Annotated in this window: 21 protein-coding genes; 11 read left to right on the top strand and 10 right to left on the bottom strand. The window is 63.7% G+C overall.

Annotation, left to right across the window (positions count from 1 at the left end):
• Nucleotides 1-24: 24 nt before the first annotated feature.
• Nucleotides 25-2,052 (top strand): S9 family peptidase, encoded by a 2,028-nt coding sequence (locus ACTIEZ_RS02795; RefSeq protein ID WP_439545132.1) that lies wholly within the window; start codon nucleotides 25-27, stop codon nucleotides 2,050-2,052.
• Between the two features lie 32 nt (nucleotides 2,053-2,084).
• On the opposite strand, the gene ACTIEZ_RS02790 is transcribed toward ACTIEZ_RS02795, so the two are convergent.
• Genes ACTIEZ_RS02790 through ACTIEZ_RS02780 form a run of 3 tightly spaced genes read right to left on the bottom strand, consistent with a single transcriptional unit; the run spans nucleotide 2,085 to nucleotide 4,576 of the window.
• A complete protein-coding gene (locus tag ACTIEZ_RS02790; RefSeq protein WP_439545131.1) occupies nucleotides 2,085-2,510 on the bottom strand; it encodes a dihydroneopterin aldolase in 426 nt (141 codons plus the stop codon).
• Nucleotides 2,510-3,268 (bottom strand): SDR family oxidoreductase, encoded by a 759-nt coding sequence (locus ACTIEZ_RS02785; RefSeq protein ID WP_439545130.1) that lies wholly within the window; start codon nucleotides 3,266-3,268, stop codon nucleotides 2,510-2,512. Before ACTIEZ_RS02785 ends, ACTIEZ_RS02790 begins: the two co-directional genes overlap by 1 nt.
• Before the next feature lie 45 nt (nucleotides 3,269-3,313).
• Nucleotides 3,314-4,576: an ectonucleotide pyrophosphatase/phosphodiesterase gene (locus ACTIEZ_RS02780; protein WP_439545129.1), complete on the bottom strand. Its 1,263-nt coding sequence runs from the start codon at nucleotides 4,574-4,576 to the stop codon at nucleotides 3,314-3,316.
• A 62-nt stretch (nucleotides 4,577-4,638) separates the two neighbouring features.
• Here ACTIEZ_RS02780 and uvrC point away from each other — a divergent pair, with 62 nt between their 5' ends.
• From uvrC to ACTIEZ_RS02765, 3 genes are read left to right on the top strand one after another with little or no spacing between them, the layout of a single operon-like run.
• Nucleotides 4,639-6,561, top strand: a complete 1,923-nt coding sequence (gene uvrC / locus ACTIEZ_RS02775; RefSeq protein WP_439545128.1) for an excinuclease ABC subunit UvrC — start codon at nucleotides 4,639-4,641, stop codon at nucleotides 6,559-6,561.
• 16 nt (nucleotides 6,562-6,577) lie between these two features.
• Entirely contained in the window at nucleotides 6,578-7,087 is a 510-nt protein-coding gene (locus ACTIEZ_RS02770) for a DUF29 domain-containing protein (RefSeq protein WP_439545127.1), read from the top strand.
• 1 nt (nucleotide 7,088) lies between these two features.
• Complete coding sequence (locus ACTIEZ_RS02765; protein WP_439545126.1) at nucleotides 7,089-7,781, top strand: glutathione S-transferase family protein; 693 nt, start codon at nucleotides 7,089-7,091, stop codon at nucleotides 7,779-7,781.
• 61 nt (nucleotides 7,782-7,842) lie between these two features.
• On the opposite strand, the gene ACTIEZ_RS02760 is transcribed toward ACTIEZ_RS02765, so the two are convergent.
• Nucleotides 7,843-8,514 carry a nitroreductase gene (locus ACTIEZ_RS02760; protein ID WP_439545125.1) on the bottom strand — a complete coding sequence of 224 codons (672 nt, stop codon included), beginning with the start codon at nucleotides 8,512-8,514 and terminating at the stop codon, nucleotides 7,843-7,845.
• 57 nt (nucleotides 8,515-8,571) lie between these two features.
• Here ACTIEZ_RS02760 and pgsA point away from each other — a divergent pair, with 57 nt between their 5' ends.
• From pgsA to ACTIEZ_RS02745, 3 genes are read left to right on the top strand one after another with little or no spacing between them, the layout of a single operon-like run.
• Entirely contained in the window at nucleotides 8,572-9,123 is a 552-nt protein-coding gene (gene pgsA / locus ACTIEZ_RS02755; RefSeq protein WP_439545357.1) for a CDP-diacylglycerol--glycerol-3-phosphate 3-phosphatidyltransferase, read from the top strand.
• Nucleotides 9,124-9,378: a molybdopterin converting factor subunit 1 gene (gene moaD / locus ACTIEZ_RS02750; protein ID WP_439545124.1), complete on the top strand. Its 255-nt coding sequence runs from the start codon at nucleotides 9,124-9,126 to the stop codon at nucleotides 9,376-9,378.
• Complete coding sequence (locus ACTIEZ_RS02745; RefSeq protein ID WP_439545123.1) at nucleotides 9,375-9,890, top strand: molybdenum cofactor biosynthesis protein MoaE; 516 nt, start codon at nucleotides 9,375-9,377, stop codon at nucleotides 9,888-9,890. The genes moaD and ACTIEZ_RS02745 overlap by 4 nt, the downstream gene beginning before the upstream one ends.
• On the opposite strand, the gene ACTIEZ_RS02740 is transcribed toward ACTIEZ_RS02745, so the two are convergent.
• Complete coding sequence (locus ACTIEZ_RS02740) at nucleotides 9,834-10,574, bottom strand: hypothetical protein (protein ID WP_439545122.1); 741 nt, start codon at nucleotides 10,572-10,574, stop codon at nucleotides 9,834-9,836. The genes ACTIEZ_RS02745 and ACTIEZ_RS02740 overlap by 57 nt on opposite strands.
• 296 nt (nucleotides 10,575-10,870) lie before the next feature.
• On the opposite strand from ACTIEZ_RS02740, the gene ACTIEZ_RS02735 reads away from it, so the two are divergent.
• Genes ACTIEZ_RS02735 through ACTIEZ_RS02725 form a run of 3 tightly spaced genes read left to right on the top strand, consistent with a single transcriptional unit; the run spans nucleotide 10,871 to nucleotide 12,694 of the window.
• Nucleotides 10,871-11,242 carry a DUF2141 domain-containing protein gene (locus ACTIEZ_RS02735; RefSeq protein WP_439545121.1) on the top strand — a complete coding sequence of 124 codons (372 nt, stop codon included), beginning with the start codon at nucleotides 10,871-10,873 and terminating at the stop codon, nucleotides 11,240-11,242.
• Nucleotides 11,239-12,081: an SDR family NAD(P)-dependent oxidoreductase gene (locus tag ACTIEZ_RS02730; RefSeq protein ID WP_439545120.1), complete on the top strand. Its 843-nt coding sequence runs from the start codon at nucleotides 11,239-11,241 to the stop codon at nucleotides 12,079-12,081. Before ACTIEZ_RS02735 ends, ACTIEZ_RS02730 begins: the two co-directional genes overlap by 4 nt.
• Entirely contained in the window at nucleotides 12,056-12,694 is a 639-nt protein-coding gene (locus tag ACTIEZ_RS02725) for a TetR/AcrR family transcriptional regulator (protein WP_439545119.1), read from the top strand. Before ACTIEZ_RS02730 ends, ACTIEZ_RS02725 begins: the two co-directional genes overlap by 26 nt.
• 25 nt (nucleotides 12,695-12,719) lie before the next feature.
• Here the strand turns inward: ACTIEZ_RS02725 and ACTIEZ_RS02720 are convergent, their stop codons facing one another.
• The gene (locus ACTIEZ_RS02720; RefSeq protein WP_439545118.1) at nucleotides 12,720-13,397 is read right to left on the bottom strand and encodes a DsbA family protein; all 678 of its coding nucleotides are present in this window, start codon (nucleotides 13,395-13,397) and stop codon (nucleotides 12,720-12,722) included.
• Nucleotides 13,398-13,597: 200 nt separating this feature from the next.
• On the opposite strand from ACTIEZ_RS02720, the gene ACTIEZ_RS02715 reads away from it, so the two are divergent.
• Nucleotides 13,598-14,179, top strand: coding sequence for an NAD(P)H-dependent oxidoreductase (locus tag ACTIEZ_RS02715; protein ID WP_439545117.1), 582 nt, complete (start codon nucleotides 13,598-13,600; stop codon nucleotides 14,177-14,179).
• Nucleotides 14,180-14,393: 214 nt separating this feature from the next.
• Here ACTIEZ_RS02715 and ACTIEZ_RS02710 read toward each other — a convergent pair whose 3' ends face one another.
• The 4 genes from ACTIEZ_RS02710 to ACTIEZ_RS02695 form a co-directional block, all read right to left on the bottom strand.
• Nucleotides 14,394-15,632 carry a sensor domain-containing phosphodiesterase gene (locus ACTIEZ_RS02710; protein WP_439545116.1) on the bottom strand — a complete coding sequence of 413 codons (1,239 nt, stop codon included), beginning with the start codon at nucleotides 15,630-15,632 and terminating at the stop codon, nucleotides 14,394-14,396.
• Nucleotides 15,633-15,941: 309 nt separating this feature from the next.
• Nucleotides 15,942-17,588, bottom strand: coding sequence for an acetolactate synthase large subunit (locus ACTIEZ_RS02705; protein WP_439545115.1), 1,647 nt, complete (start codon nucleotides 17,586-17,588; stop codon nucleotides 15,942-15,944).
• A 3-nt stretch (nucleotides 17,589-17,591) separates the two neighbouring features.
• Nucleotides 17,592-18,080, bottom strand: coding sequence for a DUF4188 domain-containing protein (locus ACTIEZ_RS02700; RefSeq protein WP_439545114.1), 489 nt, complete (start codon nucleotides 18,078-18,080; stop codon nucleotides 17,592-17,594).
• Nucleotides 18,077-19,096, bottom strand: a complete 1,020-nt coding sequence (locus ACTIEZ_RS02695) for a hypothetical protein (protein WP_439545113.1) — start codon at nucleotides 19,094-19,096, stop codon at nucleotides 18,077-18,079. The genes ACTIEZ_RS02700 and ACTIEZ_RS02695 overlap by 4 nt, the downstream gene beginning before the upstream one ends.
• Nucleotides 19,097-19,107: the final 11 nt, after the last annotated feature.

Genomic DNA, 19,107 nt, shown 5'->3' with positions numbered 1-19,107 from the left:
TGGCCATCAACCTGGGGATCACGAATGTACAAATTTCTTGCCGCCGGCCTGTTGCTGGCCAGCACCGCTGCAATCGCCGCCAGCCCGGTCGAGCCGGCCGATCTCTACCGCATCAGCATGACCGACGCCGTCGAAGTGTCGCCCGATGGCAACCATGTGCTGTTCACGCGGATGAGCTTCGATATCCAGACCGATCGCCGCGTTACCGAATGGTGGCTGGCCACCGTCACCAAGACCGGCCTCGACAAGCAGTTGCTGATCCCGGCGCAGGCCGGCGCATCGGCCCTGGCCTGGGCGCCAGACGGCAAGCGCATTGCCTATGTCGCGCCCTGGCTGGGCAAACCGCAATTATGGGTGATGGACGTGACCGAAGGCATCGGCAAACCCATCACCACTGGCGCACTGCCGCCCCGCACGCCGGTGTGGAGCCCGGATGGCACGCGCATCGCCTTCACCGCCCGTGTCGAAGCGCCCAGCCCCAAGATCGCCGGCATGCCCGAAAAGCCCGCCGGCGCCACCTGGGCGCCCGATCCGCGCGTGATCAGCGATTTCCGGTACCGCACCAACGAAGGCGGCTACATCAAGGCCGGCGCTGACCAGTTGTTTGTGGTGGCCGCCAGCGGCGGCACGCCCACGCAATTGACCAAGGGTGATACCAACCAGATCCAGGGCGGCGCCGAATGGGCGCCGGATGGCCAATCCTTGGTCTATGCGGCGGCCGTGCGCCCCGGCAATGATCGCATCGCCGGCGAAACCGATCTGTATCGCTTGTCCGCCACTGGCGGCACCCCGGAACGGTTGACCAGCATCGATGGCGGCGAAGGCGATCCCAGCCTGTCCCCCGATGGCCAATGGCTGGCATGGATCGGCCAGCCGAGAACCACGAAATTCTATGCCCAACCCGGCCTGTATGTGCGCCGCGTCGCCGGTGGGGAGCCGGTGCACCTCACCGCTACGCTCGACCGGCCGGTGGGCAGCTTCGCGTGGAGCAAGGACGGCAAGGCGCTGCATGTGTCTTACGGCGATGTCGGCCTGGTGCGCGTCGCCACGATTCCAGCCACCGGCGGTGCGGCCAAGGTGATCGTGCCCGAAATCGGCGGCACCCGCCTGTATCTGCCGTCATCGGGTGGTGATTGGTCGGTTGGCGGCGATACCCACGCGTTCACCACCGTGGAAGCCGACCGCCCGGCCGCACTAGGCGTGATGCGGGCCGGCAAGCTGATCGGCAAGATCGATTTCAACACCGGCTGGCGCGCCGACAAGCAGATCGGCGCCATGGAGCGGTTGACCTGGAAAGCCCCCGACGGCCTGACCGTCGAAGGCTGGCTGCAGTATCCGCCGAACTTCGATCCCGCGAAGAAATACCCGGTGGCGCTGGAAATCCACGGCGGCCCCAATGGCGATTATGGGCCCTATTTCTCGATCACCCACCAGCTCTACGCCGCCGCCGGCTATGTCGTACTGTGGTCCAACCCACGCGGATCAACGGGTTACGGCGAGAAGTTCGCCAACGGCATCACCCCGGAATATGGCGGCGAATATCCCGGCCCCGATCATGATGATCTGATGGCCGGCGTGGATGAAGTGCTGAAGCGGCCGTGGGCGGATGCCAACAACCAGTTCATTGGCGGCGGCAGCGGCGGCGGCGTGCTCACCACCTTTGCCATTGGCAAGACTGACCGTTTCAAGGCGGCCGCCGCGCTGCGCCCGGTGACAGACTGGTCGATCCAGGCGCTGACCAGCGACATCACCGCGGTCACGCTCAGCAACTGGGTGGTCGGCAACCCGTGGGAGCAGCGCGAACTTTACTGGCGGCGCTCGACGTTCAGCCTGATCGGCAACGTCACGACACCGACCCTGCTGATCACCGGCGAAGCCGATTTCCGCACGCCGATCGCGCAGACCGAAGCCTATTACCAAGCGCTTCAGGTGCGCGGCGTGCCGGCGATGATGGTGCGCCTGCCCGAAGCCAACCACGGCATGGGCCGGCCATCGCAATGGCTGCAATCCAACCTGGCGGTGATCAACTGGTACAACAAGTTCAGGAAGTAACTCCCCTCCCCTTCAGGGGAGGGGAGCTTGAGTCAAAAACTCGACAGCTCCACGCCCACCGCCTGGCAATCGGGATAGACATCGGGCTTGCGGGTGCTCACCTTCAGGCCCACCACGCCGGAACGGGCGGCCACCATGTCATAGATTGCGTGCGCAACCGTTTCCTGCAGGTTGAAGCGCCGGCCTTCCACCAGCCGCAGCACCGCCTGGCGCAGGAAATCATAATCCCACGCCTTGGCCACCGTATCGCAACGCGGGAAATGATCAGCATCCACCCACACCTCGACACTTACCCGCAGGATCTGCGGCGCACCGACTTCAAAGGCGTGGAAGCCGATATCGACATGCAGATCAAAGCCTTCGAGGAACAGCTTGCGGGTGCGGATCGCCAGTTGGTTCGGCACCAGGCCATGCGCCAGCGGTTCGATGAAGGTCGGCGGCGGAACAACGTCAGGCATCAGATTTCCAGCATATGGGCAACGTCGCGCGGCAGGCCAAGCAGGCGCTGCCCGCCATCGAGCACGACCGTCTGCGCGTTGTAGGTGGGGGTGGCAATCACAAAGCGCAGCGCGGCGACGATATCGTCCACCGTCACCCCGCGCTGCAACGGGTTCATGGCGTGCACGGCTTCGAAATTCTCGCGAGTCTGCGGCCCCGAAACCAACGTCACCGCCGGCGCGATGCCGACACACCGCAGCCGCGGCGCGTAGCTGCGGGCGGTCAACTCGGTCAGGCCTTCAAAGCCGATTTTCGAAAGCGTGTAGGTGAAATAGTCCGGGTTCAGGCTGGCCAGCTTGGCGTCGAGCAGATTGACCACCAGCGCCGGTTCGCCCCCATCAGGCACCGCAGCGGCAAAGGCCCGGGTCAGCAAGGCCGGCGCGCGCAGGTTTACCGCCATATGTGTGTCGAAATCGTCGGCCGCAAAATCCTCGATTCGGTCATAAACAAACCGGCTGGCGCTGTTCACCAGTAGCCCCAACGGCGGCAGGCCAGCGGTGGCTGCCATGATGATGTCTGCTGCCGCCGGATCGCCAAGATCGGCCGCGACCACATTCGCATGCCCCAGTTCGGCGGCCAGCGCCTCGGCTTCGGCCAGGCTGGTGTTGCAGTGGATCAGCACATGCCAGCCATCGGCGGCCAACGCACGGCTGATGGCGCCGCCAATCCGCTTGGCACCGCCGGTGACGATCGCTGTCCTGTTGCTCGCCCCAATCATTGCCGCGCCGCCTAAGGCCTTGGCGGCGTCAGCGCAATGGCCGTATCAGCGCAGGGCGGGCGCCAGCGTGCGCGCATTCCCATCCGTTTCCATCGCCGGCAAGCCCATCAGGCGCAGCAGCATCGGGTGGACATCGACATTGTCGAACACCGGCAGCACCATCCCGCTGCGGAATGCCGGCCCGGCTGCAACAAAGGCCCCCGCCATGCTGGGATGCGCCGGATCATAGCCGTGCATGCCGCCCAGCGACCCACGATTGGGATCGGGCTTTGGCGGGCTCAGCCAGATCATCCAGCCAGCTTCGGCGGCGCAGATGATCGCCGGCACCCGCGGGTGGCGACCATAGTGCAGCGCGGCGGGAATATTGGCCTTGTCCCAGCAATTCATGTGGGGATGCGCCTTCACCAGTGCGCTGCGCACTGCCGCTTCCTGCCCCGGCAGCGGATTGATGCCGGCCACGGCACCGCCGGCCACCAGCTTCAGCTTGGCGACATCCACCAGCGCATCCAGAAAGATGCGGCGATCATCCGAAACCTGCGCCATGCCATGATCGGCGACCAGCACGATGTTCGCGTTGATCCCGCGTGCCTGCAGCCCGTCGAGCAGGCGCCCAATCTGGCGATCCACGTCCGCCATGGCCTTGTTCACCTCAGCCGAATCCGGGCCAAAGCCGTGCCCTTCATGATCGACCGTATCGAAATACAGGGTCGCAAAGCCGGCACGCGGCTTGATGTCCAGCCAGGCGAGAACCTGGTCCACCCGCTTGGATTCGGGCATCTTGCCATCGAACGGCAACCAGTTGCGCGGGCGCACGCCGCGCACCGCCGCTTCGCTGCCTGGCCAGAACATGGTGGCAGTCGGGATGCCGGCGCGCTCGGCGGTCACCCAGATCGGCTCGGCATCGCTCCACCAGCGCCCGTCTTCCACCGCCTCGCGGATCGACATCGCAAAGCGGCCCAGTTGCGCATCTTCCATGTTGTTGTTGACGACGCCGTGCCGGTCCGGCCGCATGCCCGTCACCAGCGTATAATGGTTGGGGAAGGTCAACGATGGGAAGCTCGGCCGCATCGCGCTTGTGGTGACGCCGCGCGCTGCCAGTGCCGTGATATTGGGCGTGATGCCGCGCTGCAGATAATCGGCGCGCAGGCCATCCACGGAAATCAGGATCACCGGATACGCCGGCGCCGCAACAGCCGCGAAAGGTGCAGCGACAGGTGCAACGGGCGGCGGGGTATTGCCGGCACAGGCGGCAAGGATCAGCGTCAGGCCCAGTGTGAGGCCGCGTGCGAGGATGCGGGAAATGGTCATGGCGCCGCGATAGCACCCGGATATGGATTTGCAATGACAGGCCCTGTAGTGCCTTTCCACCCATGAGCGCCCCGCCCCCCGACCGCTTCTCCGAAGAAAATGCCACCTATGCCGTGCGCGGCAAGGATGTGCCCGATCTCGACCGCGGCGTGGAAACGATCCGCAACGTGGTGAAGACGCTGCCGATCAAACCCGGCGTCTATCGGATGCTCGATGCCGGCGGGGAGGTGCTCTATGTCGGCAAGGCCCGCGCGTTGAAGAACCGGGTGACCAACTACACCCAGGTCACCCGCCTGCCCCGCCGCCTGCAACGCATGGTGTCGCAGACGCGGTCCATGGAGATCATCACCACCAACAGCGAATCCGAAGCGCTGCTGCTGGAGGCACAACTGATCAAGCGCTACCGCCCGCCGTACAATGTGCTACTGCGCGACGACAAAAGCTTCCCGTTCATCCTGCTGCGCGATGATCATGAATTTGCCCGCATTTCCAAACATCGCGGCGCGCGCGTGGCAAAGGGCAACTATTACGGCCCGTTCGCCAGTGCCGGCGCCGTCAACGCCACGCTGAACGCGCTGCAGAAAGTGTTCCTGCTGAGGAGCTGCACGGACAGTTTCTTCGCCAACCGCAGCCGGCCTTGTTTGCTGCACCAGATCAAGCGCTGCTCCGCGCCCTGCACCGGCCGCATCGATGCCGGCGCCTATGCCGAACTCGTGTCCGACGCGAAAGGCTTTCTCTCGGGCCGAACCCAGGAAGCGCAGAAGAAACTGGCCGGCGCCATGCAGAATGCTGCCGAAACCATGGACTATGAACGCGCCGCCGTGCTGCGCGATCGGCTGAAGGCGCTGACCTATATCCAGGGCAGCCAGGCCATCCATGCCAGCGACGATACCAGCGAAGCCGATGTGATCGCCATGGCGGTGGATGGCGGCGCCGTGTGCGTGCAGGTGTTCTTCATCCGCGGCGGCCAGAATTGGGGCCATCGCAGCTTTTTTCCCAGCCACACCGACGGCGTGGACGAAGCCGAAATACTGCAAAGCTTCCTCGCGCAACTCTATGAAGATCTGCCGCCGCCGCGCGAACTGCTGCTCGATCGCACCCTGCCCGAAGCCGCGCTGCTCGCCGAGGCGCTGAGCGTGCGCGCCGAGCGCAAGGTCACCATCCGCCATGCCCAGCGCGGCGGCGCGCGGCGGCTGGTCGAACAGGCGCAGCGCAATGCCGAGGAAGCCATCCAGCGCCGCCGCGCCGAAACCACCACCCAGGCCAAATTGCTGCGCGAAATGGCCGAAATCTTCGATCTGGATTCGCCGCCCACCCGCATCGAAGTCTATGACAACAGCCATATCCAGGGCAGCAATGCGCTGGGCGCGATGATCGTCGCCGGCCCCGAAGGTTTTCGCAAAGGCGAGTATCGCAAGTTCAACATGAAGGACGAGACGATCACGCCGGGCGACGATTTCGCCATGATGAAGGCGATGCTGCACCGGCGCTTCGCCCGCCTGGATCGCGAGGACCCGGACCGGGAGACTGACAATTGGCCCGACCTCTGCCTGATCGACGGCGGCAAAGGCCAGGTATCAGCGGTCATGGCCGCACTGGAGGAACTGGGCGTGGCCGATGTCGCCATCGTCGGTGTGGCCAAGGGGCCAGATCGCAACGCCGGGCGCGAGATTTTCCATCTGCCCTCAGGCCGCGAAATGACGCTGCCACCCAACGCGCCGGTGCTCTATTTCCTGCAACGCCTGCGCGACGAAGCCCACCGTTTCGCCATCGGCGCCCACCGCGCCAAGCGCAGCAAGGCCATTACCCAGAGCCTGCTCGACGACGTCCCCGGCATCGGCCCGGCCCGCAAGAAGGCACTGCTGATGCATTTCGGCACCAGCCGGTCCGTGAAAGGCGCCACGCTGGAAGATCTTGAGAAAGCCCCCGGCATTTCCAAGCAGATGGCGCTGGCGATCTGGCACCACTTCCACCCGAACGGTTGACGGGATAGGATGGCACATGGCCACACAGTTGAAATCGCCAACCGACCTGCCCGACGAACCCGCGCCGTCCGTGCAGCGCGGGCCGGAACAGGATGAAGATCTCGCCGGCTGGGCCTTCCACCAGGCGATGTTGCTGCGGTCCGGCCAGCTCCAGCTTGCTGATGCCGTGCTGATTGCCGAGGAACTGGAAGACGTGGGGCATGAACAATATGACAAGTTTGAATCGGCGCTGCGCCTGATCCTGTCGCACATGCTGAAATGGGATCATCAGCCCGCGCGAAGGTCGCGCAGTTGGCAGTTGACGATTGCAAACAATCGGGATCGCGTGAAGCGGTTGATGGAAGCCAATCCAAGCTTCAAGTCTCGTCGCGACGATGCTGTTCAAGACGCTTATCGCAGCGGCCGGAGACAAGCCTACGCCCAGACCAAACTCCCCCTGGCGACCTTCCCCGATGAATGCCCCTACGGCTGGGCCGATCTGATGACCCGCCGGCACACGCTCGACGGCGAAACGCTGGACCCATGATATGATCCTGTTCACCGCGCCGACGCCCGATGGCTACAAGGCCTCGATTGCGCTGGAAGAACTGGGCCTGCCCTATGAAGTGCGCACGCTCGATCTGGCCGGCGGCGAGCAGAAACGCGGCGAGTTCCTGAAACTGAACCCCAATGGCAAGGTGCCGGCCTTGGTCGACGATGGCCATGCCATCATGGAATCCGGCGCCATCCTGATCTGGCTGGCGGAAAAAACCGGCAAGCTGTTGCCCAGCGAACCGCGCGCGCGATCCGATGCGTTGCAATGGCTGATGCTGCAGGTCGGCGGCGTCGGCCCGATGATGGGCCAGGCCAATCTCTATGTGCATTACTGGCCGGAAAAACTGCCGGCGGTGATGTCACGCTACCAGAACGAAGTCCGCCGCCTGTTCGCCATCCTCGATGCCCGGCTGGCCGTCAGCCCCTATCTGGCCGGCGACTACAGCATCGCCGACATCGCGCATTTCTGCTGGGTGCGCACCGCAAGCTGGAGCGGCGTCGATCTGGCGCCCTTCCCCCATCTGCTGCGCTGGAAAGAAGCCATCGCCGCGCGGCCGGCGGTGGAGCGCGGGCTGCACATCCCGGAATCTTCGCCGGTGAAATACAAGGCAGGCGAAAGCACCGACAACCGCGCCTTCATCGAACGCACCCGCAAGCTGATGGGGCTGGGCCCAAGACAGGCCTGAACCGAAGCCCGACGCAAAGCGGGCGCCAGGCTTCACGGCCATCTTCGCTAAGCTGCCGGGATCACATGCCGTGGAACTGCGCCCAGTCGCTCATCGGCGCGCGCGCCGGGCGGGCGGCGTTGGCCTTGTCAGCCTCGTCGATGAAGCCGATCGCCATGCCGGTGAACAACATGCGTTCCGCCGGAATGCCGATGAACTCGCCGACCGTTTGCGGATAGATTGCCCAGCATTCCTGCGGGCAGCTATCCAGCCCCTCCTCCTTCAGCAGCAGCATCAGCGTCTGCAGATACATGCCGAGATCGCTCCACTGCGGCGGGCCCATCGTGCGTGCCACACTGCAGAACAGCGCCACCGGCGCGCCGAAAAACTGGAAATTGCGCGCAAACCACATCCGCCGCCCGGCCTTGTCCTCACGCGGAATGCCGAGCCGGGCATAAAGCTCCTCCCCCACTGCAAACCGATAGCTGTTGTACGGCTCCGGCAGCACCTTGGGGTAGATGTCATACTCGGTCGGCTCGGTCTGGCCGCCGGCCATCAGCTTGCCCATCATGATGCGTTTCAATTCATCCAGCCGCTCACCGCCGACCACATCGATATGCCACGGCTGCAGATTGCCGCCCGATGGCGCCCAGGCCGCGCGCTCGACGACCCGGCGGATCACATCGCCGTCCACCGGTGTCGGCAGGAACCCGCGCACCGAACGGCGGCTCAACACGGCTTCGGAAACCTTCATCACAAACCCCTGCAGCAACTTTCCACTTTGGTCTGGATTGCCTAAGAAGGCCTGGTGTTGTCCAGCCTCCCCAATCTGCTCACCCTGTCGCGCATCCTCGCCGTGCCCGGCCTGGTGTGGCTGATGTGGAGCCGCAACCCCTGGGAATGGCTGGCGGCGTTCGCACTCTATTCGCTGGCGGCGGTTACCGATTATCTCGATGGCTATCTGGCGCGCGCCTGGGGCACGGTCTCCAAAATCGGCCAGTTCCTCGATCCGATTGCCGACAAGATCATGGTCGCTGCGGTCATCGTCATGCTGGTCGATGCGCAGGTGCTGCACGGCTACAGCGTGGTGGCCGGGCTGATCATCCTGCTGCGCGAAATCATCGTGTCTGGCCTGCGCGAATATCTTGCCACGCTGGCGGTCTCGATGCCGGTCAGCAAACTGGCAAAATGGAAAACCGCGGCACAGCTCATTGCGCTGGGTGCGCTTATCTTGGTGGGTGTGGAGCCACTGCTACCCTGGCTGCCCGCCACCGAAATCGGCCTCGTTACCTTGTGGGGTGCGGCCATCCTGACGCTGATCACCGGCTATGATTATCTGCGCACCGGCCTGAGGCACATGTAGATGGTGACATTGCTCTATTTCGCCTGGGTGCGTGAAGCCGTCGGCATGGACAGTGAAACCATGACCCTGCCCGCCCACATCATCAGCGTGGCCGCCCTGCTCGACTGGCTCGCCACCCGCAGCCCCGGCCACGCCGAGGCACTGGCCGACCGCAGCCGCATCCATGTCGCCGTCGATCAGAAATTTGCCCAACCCGACACGCCAATCACCGGCGCCCGTGAAATCGCCATCTTCCCCCCGGTAACGGGCGGATGATCACCGCGCGCCTGCAAGCCGAACCCTTCGACGCCGCCGCTGAACAAGCGGCCCTGGTCGGCACCCGCACCGATCTGGGTGCTGTCGTCAGCTTCACCGGACTCGTGCGCGCCGATGGTGGCCTCGTCGCCCTCACCCTCGAACACTACCCGGCCATGACCCTGCCCCAGATGCAGGCCATCGCTGCCCAGGCCGCCGCCCGCTGGCCCGGCACGCACGGCATCATCATCCACCGCCACGGGCGTCTGTTGCCCGGCGACGCCATCGTCCTCGTCCTCACCGCCAGCCCGCACCGCGCCGATGCCTTTGCGGCGGCGGAATTCCTGATGGATTGGCTGAAGACGAAAGCGCCCTTCTGGAAACGCGAGTTATGGGCCGACGGCTCGACACGCTGGGTGGAAGCGAAGGCTGCGGACGATCGCGCCGCGGCGCGATGGGCAAGCGGCGCGCCTTCGTCACAGCAGCAAGAAGGGCTGGCCGCTCAGCGCCAACCGGAATTGCGTCAGCGTTAGCCCCGTCCAGAGAATCGCGACTGCAACCACCAGCCACAGGCCGGACCGCCCGGGCAGCAGGCGCTGCGCCACCACACCGACCAACGGAACGATCTGCATCATGTGCGTCGCAAGAAAATGCGGCACACGAAGGTCGCGGGCAGTCAGCGACCAGCCGGTGACCGGCATCATCGCGCCCCCTGGCGGATGGAAGCCGACATGATGGCTCATGTTGGCGCCCAGCCGGAATGCCGTCAGCAGGGTCAAGATGGTGCCAGCAACAAGGCCGATGACCACCGCCCACCGCAGCGCGACGCCAAGGCGCGCGTTCGCATCAGCAGCGGCCAGCAACCCGACCACGCCGGCCGCGCCGGTGACCAGGGCCGCGCCAACCGCCATCAGGCTGAACATCTGTGCATCCAGTGGCGTCGCGGTGTTGAAGTGCGAGGGCAACTGCCTGGCCGCCTGCGCAAGAATATAACCGATTTCCGCCAGCGCTGCGCCGGCCGACAATATGGCTGTCGTCAGCAACAAGCGCGACGACCGGATGGTCGGCGAGAACCGGCTCGCCACGATCCCCAGCGTCAGAAAATGCAGAATGACGGCAGCCTGAAATTTGGTCGGCTTTGCCCAGACACTCTGTTCGCCCAGCAGGCGCGGATCAACGAGCAGGCCGATGCCCGTGACGGCCAGCAGTGGCAGCATCAGTCCGGCCACCGTCAGCCAGATGGCTGCGGGCAGACCCAGATGTTGATGCGCCCAGCCAGCGGCTGCGCTGATTGCGTGATGCCTTGCGACCATCAAGTGGGCCCTTCCGACTCAAGTCAAACGACTCGGTTGACACTGTCTACCAGTTTGGAGGATGCTGTCATCGTTGCAGTTCGAGACACAAGGAAATCGCCATGATCCAACGTCGGCACCAAATGCACGCCAGCCCGGGCCAACGAAGGCGCCGGATCTGGCTTGCCGCACTATGCGCCACGATATTGGGTGCGCCGGCCATGGCAGGCACGCTCGAAGTTCGCGTTATCGGCATTGTTGACAATATCGGTGAGATTGGCTGCGCGCTGTACAGCGGCCCGGATGGCTTTCCGATGCAGCCGCGCAAGGCCGTGCAGGTGTGGCAGAAAGCCGATCCAACCGGTGTCACCTGCCGCTTCGATCGGCTGGCACCCGGCAGCTATGCCGTGGCGCTGTCACACGACCGCAACGGGAACCGGAAAACCGACAGCAATTTTCTGGGCATGCCCAAGGAAGCCTGGGGTGTGACCAACGATCGCCGGCCAAGCATGCGGGCACCCCGGTTCGACGAAGCCAGCGTTACCATTGCCGAGGGCCAGACGGTGTCGCAGACAATCAGGATCGCCAAATGAGCACAACCCTGCTGCAGGCCGGATCCGCCAGTGCCGATCGGTTTCGGGAACGCTATGGGCCATGGGCACTGGTAACCGGGGCTTCCGACGGCATCGGCCGATCCACCGCCGAACGTCTGGCGGCAATGGGCATCGATCTGGTGCTGGTAGCCCGCGACGCCGGGCGGCTCGCGGCGTTTGCCGATGCATTGCGGGCGGCGCACGATATCAACGTCAGGGTGCAGGCCGCTGATCTTTCGCAGCGCGCAGGCAGCGCGGCGGTGATCGAATCGGTGCAGCGACTGGATATCGGCCTGATCGTGGCCGCCGCCGGGTTCGGCACGTCCGGCCCGTTTCTGGCCGGGGATCTGGCTACGGAACAGAATATGCTGGATGTGAATTGCGGGGCCGTGCTGGCACTGGTGCACGGCTTTGCGCCGCTGCTTGCCCGACGCGGGCGCGGCGGCATTGTGCTGTTCGGGTCGCTCGTCGCCTGGCAGGGGGTGCCCAATGCCAGCCATTATGCCGCCACCAAGGCCTGGGTGCAGACCCTGGGCGAAGGCCTGGCCGTGGAGCTTGCGCCGGCGGGCATCGACGTTCTGACCATGGCCCCCGGCCCGGTGGGCAGTGGCTTTGCAGCGCGGGCCAACTTGCAGATGGGGGCTGCCGACACACCCGCCATGGTCGCTGATGCCATGGTGGCGTCCCTCGGCCGCCGCCGCGCGGTTGTGCCGGGCCGGCTCGGCAAATTGCTCACCTATTCACTGGCCCCGCTGCCACGGTTCATGCGAACGTTCATCATGGGAAAGGTGATGGGAGGTATGACAGTTCATCGTGAAGGGGCAACCGCGCACAACTGAACGCAATCTGCGCGAGGATATCGTGCGCGAAGCCCTGGCCATCATCGAAACACAGGGGCTTGAAAAGCTGAGCATGCGAGAGGTCGCACGGCGCCTCGGCGTCTCGCATCAGGCACCCTACAAGCATTTTGCCAGCCGGGACCATATTCTTGCCGAAATCATCGGCCGCGCCTTCGCGGCCTTTGCCGATTATCTGGACAGCGGTGCGCGCACCGGCACCGCCCATTCCGATATGGATTACATGGGCCGGGCCTATCTGGCCTATGCCACCAGGCACCCGCTGAACTACCGTCTGATGTTCGGCACGCCCCTGCCCGACCCGGCCGTTCATCCCGACATGATGGCCAAGGCCCGTCACGCCTTTGCCCTGCTGCGGGACAATATCGCCATGTTGCACCGGCAGGCGGCGCGATCTCCTAGCGAGAACGCCATTGACCTCGATGCCCTTTACATATGGTCAACCCTGCATGGGCTTGCCGGCATCCTGAAGGCCGACGCCGTGAACAGCATCGGGCTGTCGTCGGACCTGCTGGGCCGGGCACCGGCGGCCGTGCTGGCCCGTATCGGCGGCGCATTCGGCCTTTATTCGCCCGATGGCGGGGACGGCGATTGAACGGAGCGAGCACAATTACGGACGATCACCTCAACCCGCGCGCCTGGCGGAACATTGCGGCAAACTCACCGGCATCCAGCGCACCATTCACCAGATAGCTGCCGATCAGATAGGCCGGGGTGCCGGCGATGCCGAGGCCGAAGGCTTCCGTGGCGATGCGGCCAAGCCGTGCGGCGATGGCGGGGGCGTGTGTCGCACGATCCTGCTGCAACCGCTGCCAATCGCCGCCGATGGCGATGACGGCGGCCTCGATATCGTCGTTGTCGACCGAGGCGCGGCCGGTCATCAGCCGATCGTGCAGCGGCACATACAGGCCCTGAAAATGCGCCGCGATCGCCAGCGCGGCGGCATTGTCGGACACGGCGCCGAAGATCGGATAATCCTTGTAAAGCAGCCGCACCCCGCCATCGTCGGCCACCGCCCGGTGCATGGCGGCGTGCGCCGATCGGCAGGCCGGGCAGCGATAATCGGTATAGACCGCCATCGCCAGATCACCGCGCGCCGCACCACCGGATGGCCCGTCGGGGTCGATCAGCGCAGCCCGGGCAATCCGGTTGCCGGACACGTCGCGGCCCAGCGGCGCGCTCGCTTGCAACAGCGATGCAATCGCATAGCCGCCAGCGATCAGGCCGCCAGCGATCAAGACCTCCCGCCGGGTGACGCGCGGCGCGGTCATGCGTGGTGAGGCACGGTGAACATGCATCGTCTATGCCCGCCAGCGCCGCCGCGCACGAGGGAGAAAATCGGCCTGTCCTACGCAAGGTGCTTCGGCCTAAGCTGAAGCGCGACGCAGGCCGGCCATGACAGCGGCTGTGGCGTTGGCAGCGGCTGTGGCGTTGGCAGCGGCTGTGCAGGGCGGCCACCTGTGGCAAGGATCAGCGCCGCGTTGCAGAGGGCTTGAAGATGACGGCAGTTTCCACCCGGGTGTTCGTGCTCGATGGCCATCCTGATGGCACGTCGCTCTGTTCGGCATTGGCCAAGGCTGCTGCTGAAGCGGCGCGGGGGCGCGGTGCCGAGGTGCGGGTGATGCAGCTTTCAGCGATGCAGTTCGATCCCAACCTGGCCCACGGCTACAAGCAGCGCATGGACCATGAACCCGATCTGCAGGCCCTTCTGGACAATATACGCTGGTGCGATACCTTCATTCTGGTGCACCCCTTGTGGTGGGGGGCGGCGCCGGCCAAGCTGAAGGGCGTGTTCGATCGCGCCTTCCTGCCCGGCATCGCCTTTGCGAATGAGGGGGACGGGCATTTCCCCAAGAAACTGTTCGAAGGCCGCACGGCGCGGGTGCTGATCACCGGCGATACGCCGCCCTGGTATCTGTGGTGGGGCTATCGCAACGGCTGGCCGAATGTGCTGCGCCGGCAGATCCTGGATTTCGTCGGCCTGAAAGTGACGCAATTGAAGGTAGTTGGCACCATCCGCGACGCGACGCCGGCGCAGATCGATGGCTTTTTCGCGGTGGCGCGCAAGCTGGCAGCGTGATGGATATGCAGAAATTGCATAACATTGGGGAAAACGGCGGATTCCGATCGGTTCGGTCGCCAAACTCTGGCACACATTGTTGTTTCCGCCAAGGTCCTATCAAGACCAAGCATCAGAAATTTCACACAAAATCCCATGTTGGCTTTTACGATATATCTTCGTTCATCAAAACCCGCAAAAGGCTAACCTTGATCACCTTTGCATAGCTCGCCGCTTACTTGCCCAGATCGGCCGCCGCCGCCAGGCTCATCGGCCGACCAAGCAGCCAGCCTTGCACCTTGGCAAAGCCCAGGCTCTGCACCGTCTCCAATTGCGCATCGGTTTCAACGCCTTCCGCCACCAGCTCGGCACCGACACCGCCAGCGAACTCCGACAAGGCGGCGGCCAGCGCGCGGCGCGACGGGTCGGCCTCGATGCCAGTGACGAAAAACCGGTCGAGCTTGATGATGTCGGGCCGCACCTCGAGGATCTTCTGCAGGCCGCTGTAGCCGATGCCGGCATCATCAACCGCCAACCGCAGGCCGGCAGCGCGCAGTGGGGCAAGGGCTGCCATCAATGCTTCGCCATCGACCATCTCCTGCTGCTCGGTGATTTCCAGCACCAGCCGGTCGAGAGCCTGGCCCGCCAGCAACGACGTGAGCGCCACGGAACAGGCCGTGGCCGGGGAGACATTCAAGGTGAGATACGCACCGCTCGGCAACATCGGCAGTGCGGCCAGGGCACGGGCCACGGCGGCCAGTTCCAGCGGCTCGGCCAGACCAACGCTGGCGGCATCGGCAAACCATTTGTCGGGCGCACGCGGCGGCGCACCCCCCACGCCGGCGAACCGCGCCAGCGCTTCGAACCCGGCTGGCTGGGCGTCGCCAATGCGCCAGATAGGCTGGAACACCATGTCCGGGCCACCGCTGGCAATCACGTGCGCCACCGCAGCCCGGGTTTCGCGCATGCCAGCCTGCGCCGCGCGCCGGCGCTTCAGCTCCTCGGCTGCCATGTCGGCAAAGGCGCGCACCATCGCCAGATCGCGCGGGTTCAGGCTGGGGTCGGCCGCGGGGCCGAGGCAGCAGAACATGCCGAACACCTCGTCCCCTTCCAGCCGCAGCGGCACGGACACATGCGCACCGATCGGGACGGCGGCGGTGATCGGCAGAGCCTGCGCTACCGGCTCGGCGGCGGTATCGGGGATCAGTTCCGGCAGGCGCCCGGCCAGGATATGGCGGCAATACACATCATCGAGGCTGCGCCGGTCACCCGGCTTGATCAGCGCCTCCAGCCCCGGCGCATCGACATGGTGGTAGAGCGCCTCATCGCCATCGAACTCGGACACATAAGCCACCTGCAGGCCCAGATGGGTACGGGCGGCGCGCAGGAAGCCATCGATGATGTCGGGCAGTGGTTCGTGAAGGGGGGCCATTGGCTGGGCAATCAGGAATTCACTGGCATCCAGATGCTTCATCAGGCCGTCCCCTGGTTCATGACACGCCAATTACGGCCGCAGTTCGCGCCGGTTGCGCGGCCCCGTGCGTCAAATTCGGATCTCGGCAACAGAATCCGCCGTTGTTGCCAGCGTGCGAACAAAACGAAGATCCGACCTGCCTGGCACCAGGCGCACCGGCTGCGCCAACCGCCGCAACTCGCCATGGAACAGGCAGCGTGCCGTACTGCGCCCGGAAAATGGCACCAACATAGCGGGGTGGCAGCCGGGGTGTATGGCTGCTGCCCCGCCGGCTTGCGGTGCACCGGTCAGCACGGACCGGATGACAGATCAGAGCTTGGCGCTCAACTCCTTGATTTCCTTGTTCAGGATGCGGTCGTTGTCGCTATAGTCCACCGGACAATCGATCAGGTGTACACCCGGCGTATTCAGGCACTGCTCGAACAGGCCGGGCAGCATTTCGGCGCTGGTGACGCGGTGACCATGCGCACCATAGGCTTCGGCATAGGCGACGAAATCCGGGTTGCCATAGGTCAGGCCCCAATCCTTGAAGCCCATGTTGGCCTGTTTCCAGCGGATCATGCCATAGCTGCCGTCATTCAGGATCAGCACGATGATGTTGAGACCCAGGCGGACGGCGGTTTCCATCTCCTGGCTGTTCATCATGAAGCCGCCATCACCGCAGATCGCCATCACCTTGCGGTCCGGATAGACCATGTTGCTGGCCATGGCCGACGGCAGCCCGGCGCCCATGGTGGCCAGCGCATTGTCGAGCAGCACGGTATTGGGGTGATAGGCCGTGTAATTGCGGGCGAACCAGATCTTGTAGACCCCATTGTCCAGCGCGATGATCCCGGTGTCCGGCATCGCCTTGCGGATCTGATCAACGAGATATTGTGGATAGATCGGGAAGCGCATGTCGTCGATGGCAGCATCGCGATGCGCCACCTCGGCGGCGCGGGCGGCCAGCATGGCGGTGAAATCCCAGTGCGGCTGCACGCGGATCGCCTCTTTCAACTGCCACACCGCGTTGGCGATATCGCCGATCACTTCGATCTGCGGGAAATAGACCGGATCAACCTCGGCCGATCGGAACGACATGTGGATCACCGTCGTTTCGTCACCCGACATGAAGAACGGCGGCTTTTCGATCACATCATGGCCAACGTTCACAATCACATCGGCGCGGCGGATGGCGGCATGGACGAAATCGCCGGACGACAGGGCCGCACAGCCCAGGAACTGCGGGTGGCGTTCATCGATCACGCCCTTGCCCAATTGGGTGGTCAGGAACGGGATGCCGGTCTTCTCGACGAATTCCAGCAGCATCTTGCTGGTCATCGTGCGGTTGGCACCGGCACCGATCACCAGGATCGGCGACTTGGCGCCTTCGATGGCACGCACCGCGGCCAGGATCGATTTGGCATCGGCCAGCGGTCGGCGCGCATAGCTTGGCTTGAACGGCACCGCATCGGTCGGGTCATGCGCGATGTCTTCCGGCAGCTCCAGGTGGGTGGCGCCGGGCTTTTCCTCCTGCGCCAGCCGGAAGGCTTCGCGGGTGCGCGCCGGGATATTGTCCGCCGATGCCAGTTGGTGCGTATATTTGGTGATCGGCCGCATCATGTCGACCACATCCAGGATCTGGAAACGCCCCTGCTTGGATTTCTTGATCGGCTTCTGCCCGGTGATCATCAGCATCGGCATGCCGCCCAGAAAGGCATAGGCTGCTGCCGTCACGAAATTGGTGGCGCCAGGGCCCAGCGTGGCGACGCACACCCCGGCCTTGCCGGTGTGCCGGCCATAGGTCGCGGCCATGAAGCCGGCGCCCTGTTCGTGCCGCGTCAGGATCAACTGGATTTTGGTGGAGCGCTGGAGACTGTCGAGGAAATCGAGATTTTCCTCACCCGGCACGCCGAACACATATTCGCAGCCCTCCTGTTCCAGGCATTGCACCAGCAGATCAGAGGCTTTGGTCATGATTCATTCCCCGTTGAGTTGAATTTGCCGCCGCCCCTCGGCGCGGGCGCGGGTGCCCGTGGCATCGCGGATGGTGCCGGCGCGGCCCAGGCCCCAGGCCGGCATGTTGTTGTAAACACTTTCATACTGACCGGGCTCGATCAGATAGGTCTCGTGCCAGATGCCGACATCGCCGTTCGATCCAACCGCCCGGTTGAAGCGCTGCCAGGCCGGCATGTGCAGTTGATCGCGGCTGGTCGCGAAGGCCTGCAGATGGGCATGGCTTCGCCAATATTGCACCAGCGTGGTGCCGGGAAAGCCGAAGTAAGTCCGGTTGTGCAGCATGCCGAGTTCGGGCCGGCGCGACAGTTCGGCAATCATCGGCCCCATCGCCATGAAGGTCGGCCACCAACTGCCGACCTTCCACAACCGGTTGATGCGCACGCCGATCAGGAACAGCACGAACGGGCCATCGATCTCCGCGCATACCCGGCGATCGATGATGGCGCTCACGGCTGGCACACGAACACACTGAGATACCATGGTGTTACCTGCTGAGACCGCCGATATCGGAATGTTTGTTTGGCACCTTCGGATGACAGGAATTTCGTCAGTGCAACTGCGACAGGCTGTTCCGTCGCCTCACCCCGCACCTCATATCCCAGCGGGCGATAGCCGGGGTCACGCTGGCGCGCGATCGACAATATCCGCAAGCGCACACGGCCAACTGGGTATTCTAAGTTGTCATATACAAAAGTTGGCTTATTCAACTGCTTGGCAATCTGCGTTGCCAGCGAAAGATTGACATTTGCATTCTGCCCGTCGCACCAAAACACATCGACAGCCCACCCGTCGTTTCGGCCAAAACCTACAATAGCAACCGCTTTCAGCGTTCCGGGGTCAAGTTTGGTTTTCAACAGATCGGCATTATTTTCAGCCTCTTTCCTTAAAAGTTCGGCTTCAGCTTCCTTGATTGGAGGGGCTGCGTTTTCATCCGAGGTCGCACCGGGCTTGGGAGTTGATTCAACATCAACTCGTTCTTGAACCTCGTTCAAATTAGCTTCAGCCGTCAAAATGTACCTATTACACGGTGAAATTTGTTCAATAACTGGCGTGTTATTATTCAGTATTTTCTTGATTCCAAATTGGAGATCATAAAGACGCTGCTTAGCGTCTTGATGCTGCTGAGTTTCATGATCTGGAGGAAAAACTCCTAGATCGTATCCAGAAATTTCCAAAGACTGGCTGTTGATGAACATACACACAGCTTCTAATTTCGCCAATCCGGATAAGTTTTCTTTATCAGATTGCAAATCAGCTAAACCAGAAAATAAAATATCGTAATTCTTCTTTACGATTTCTTCTTTCTGCTGAACGGCCCTGTCGAACGCGATTTGACGATCGTTGCTGAGGCTTCGCCATGTATAGATGAGGCTGGGGAGACCGAAAATGAAAGCCAGAACGGTTGCCAGCGCCTTTACCTGTGGCTCCCAACGCAGGAGCCCACTTGGCTGCGACGGTTCCGACATTTCCGACTCCC

Source organism: Sandarakinorhabdus sp. (genome assembly GCF_051860625.1).
GTDB lineage: Bacteria > Pseudomonadota > Alphaproteobacteria > Sphingomonadales > Sphingomonadaceae > Sandarakinorhabdus.
Note: the sequence above shows the minus strand (reverse complement) of the source record. Positions and strands in the feature narration are given on the sequence as shown.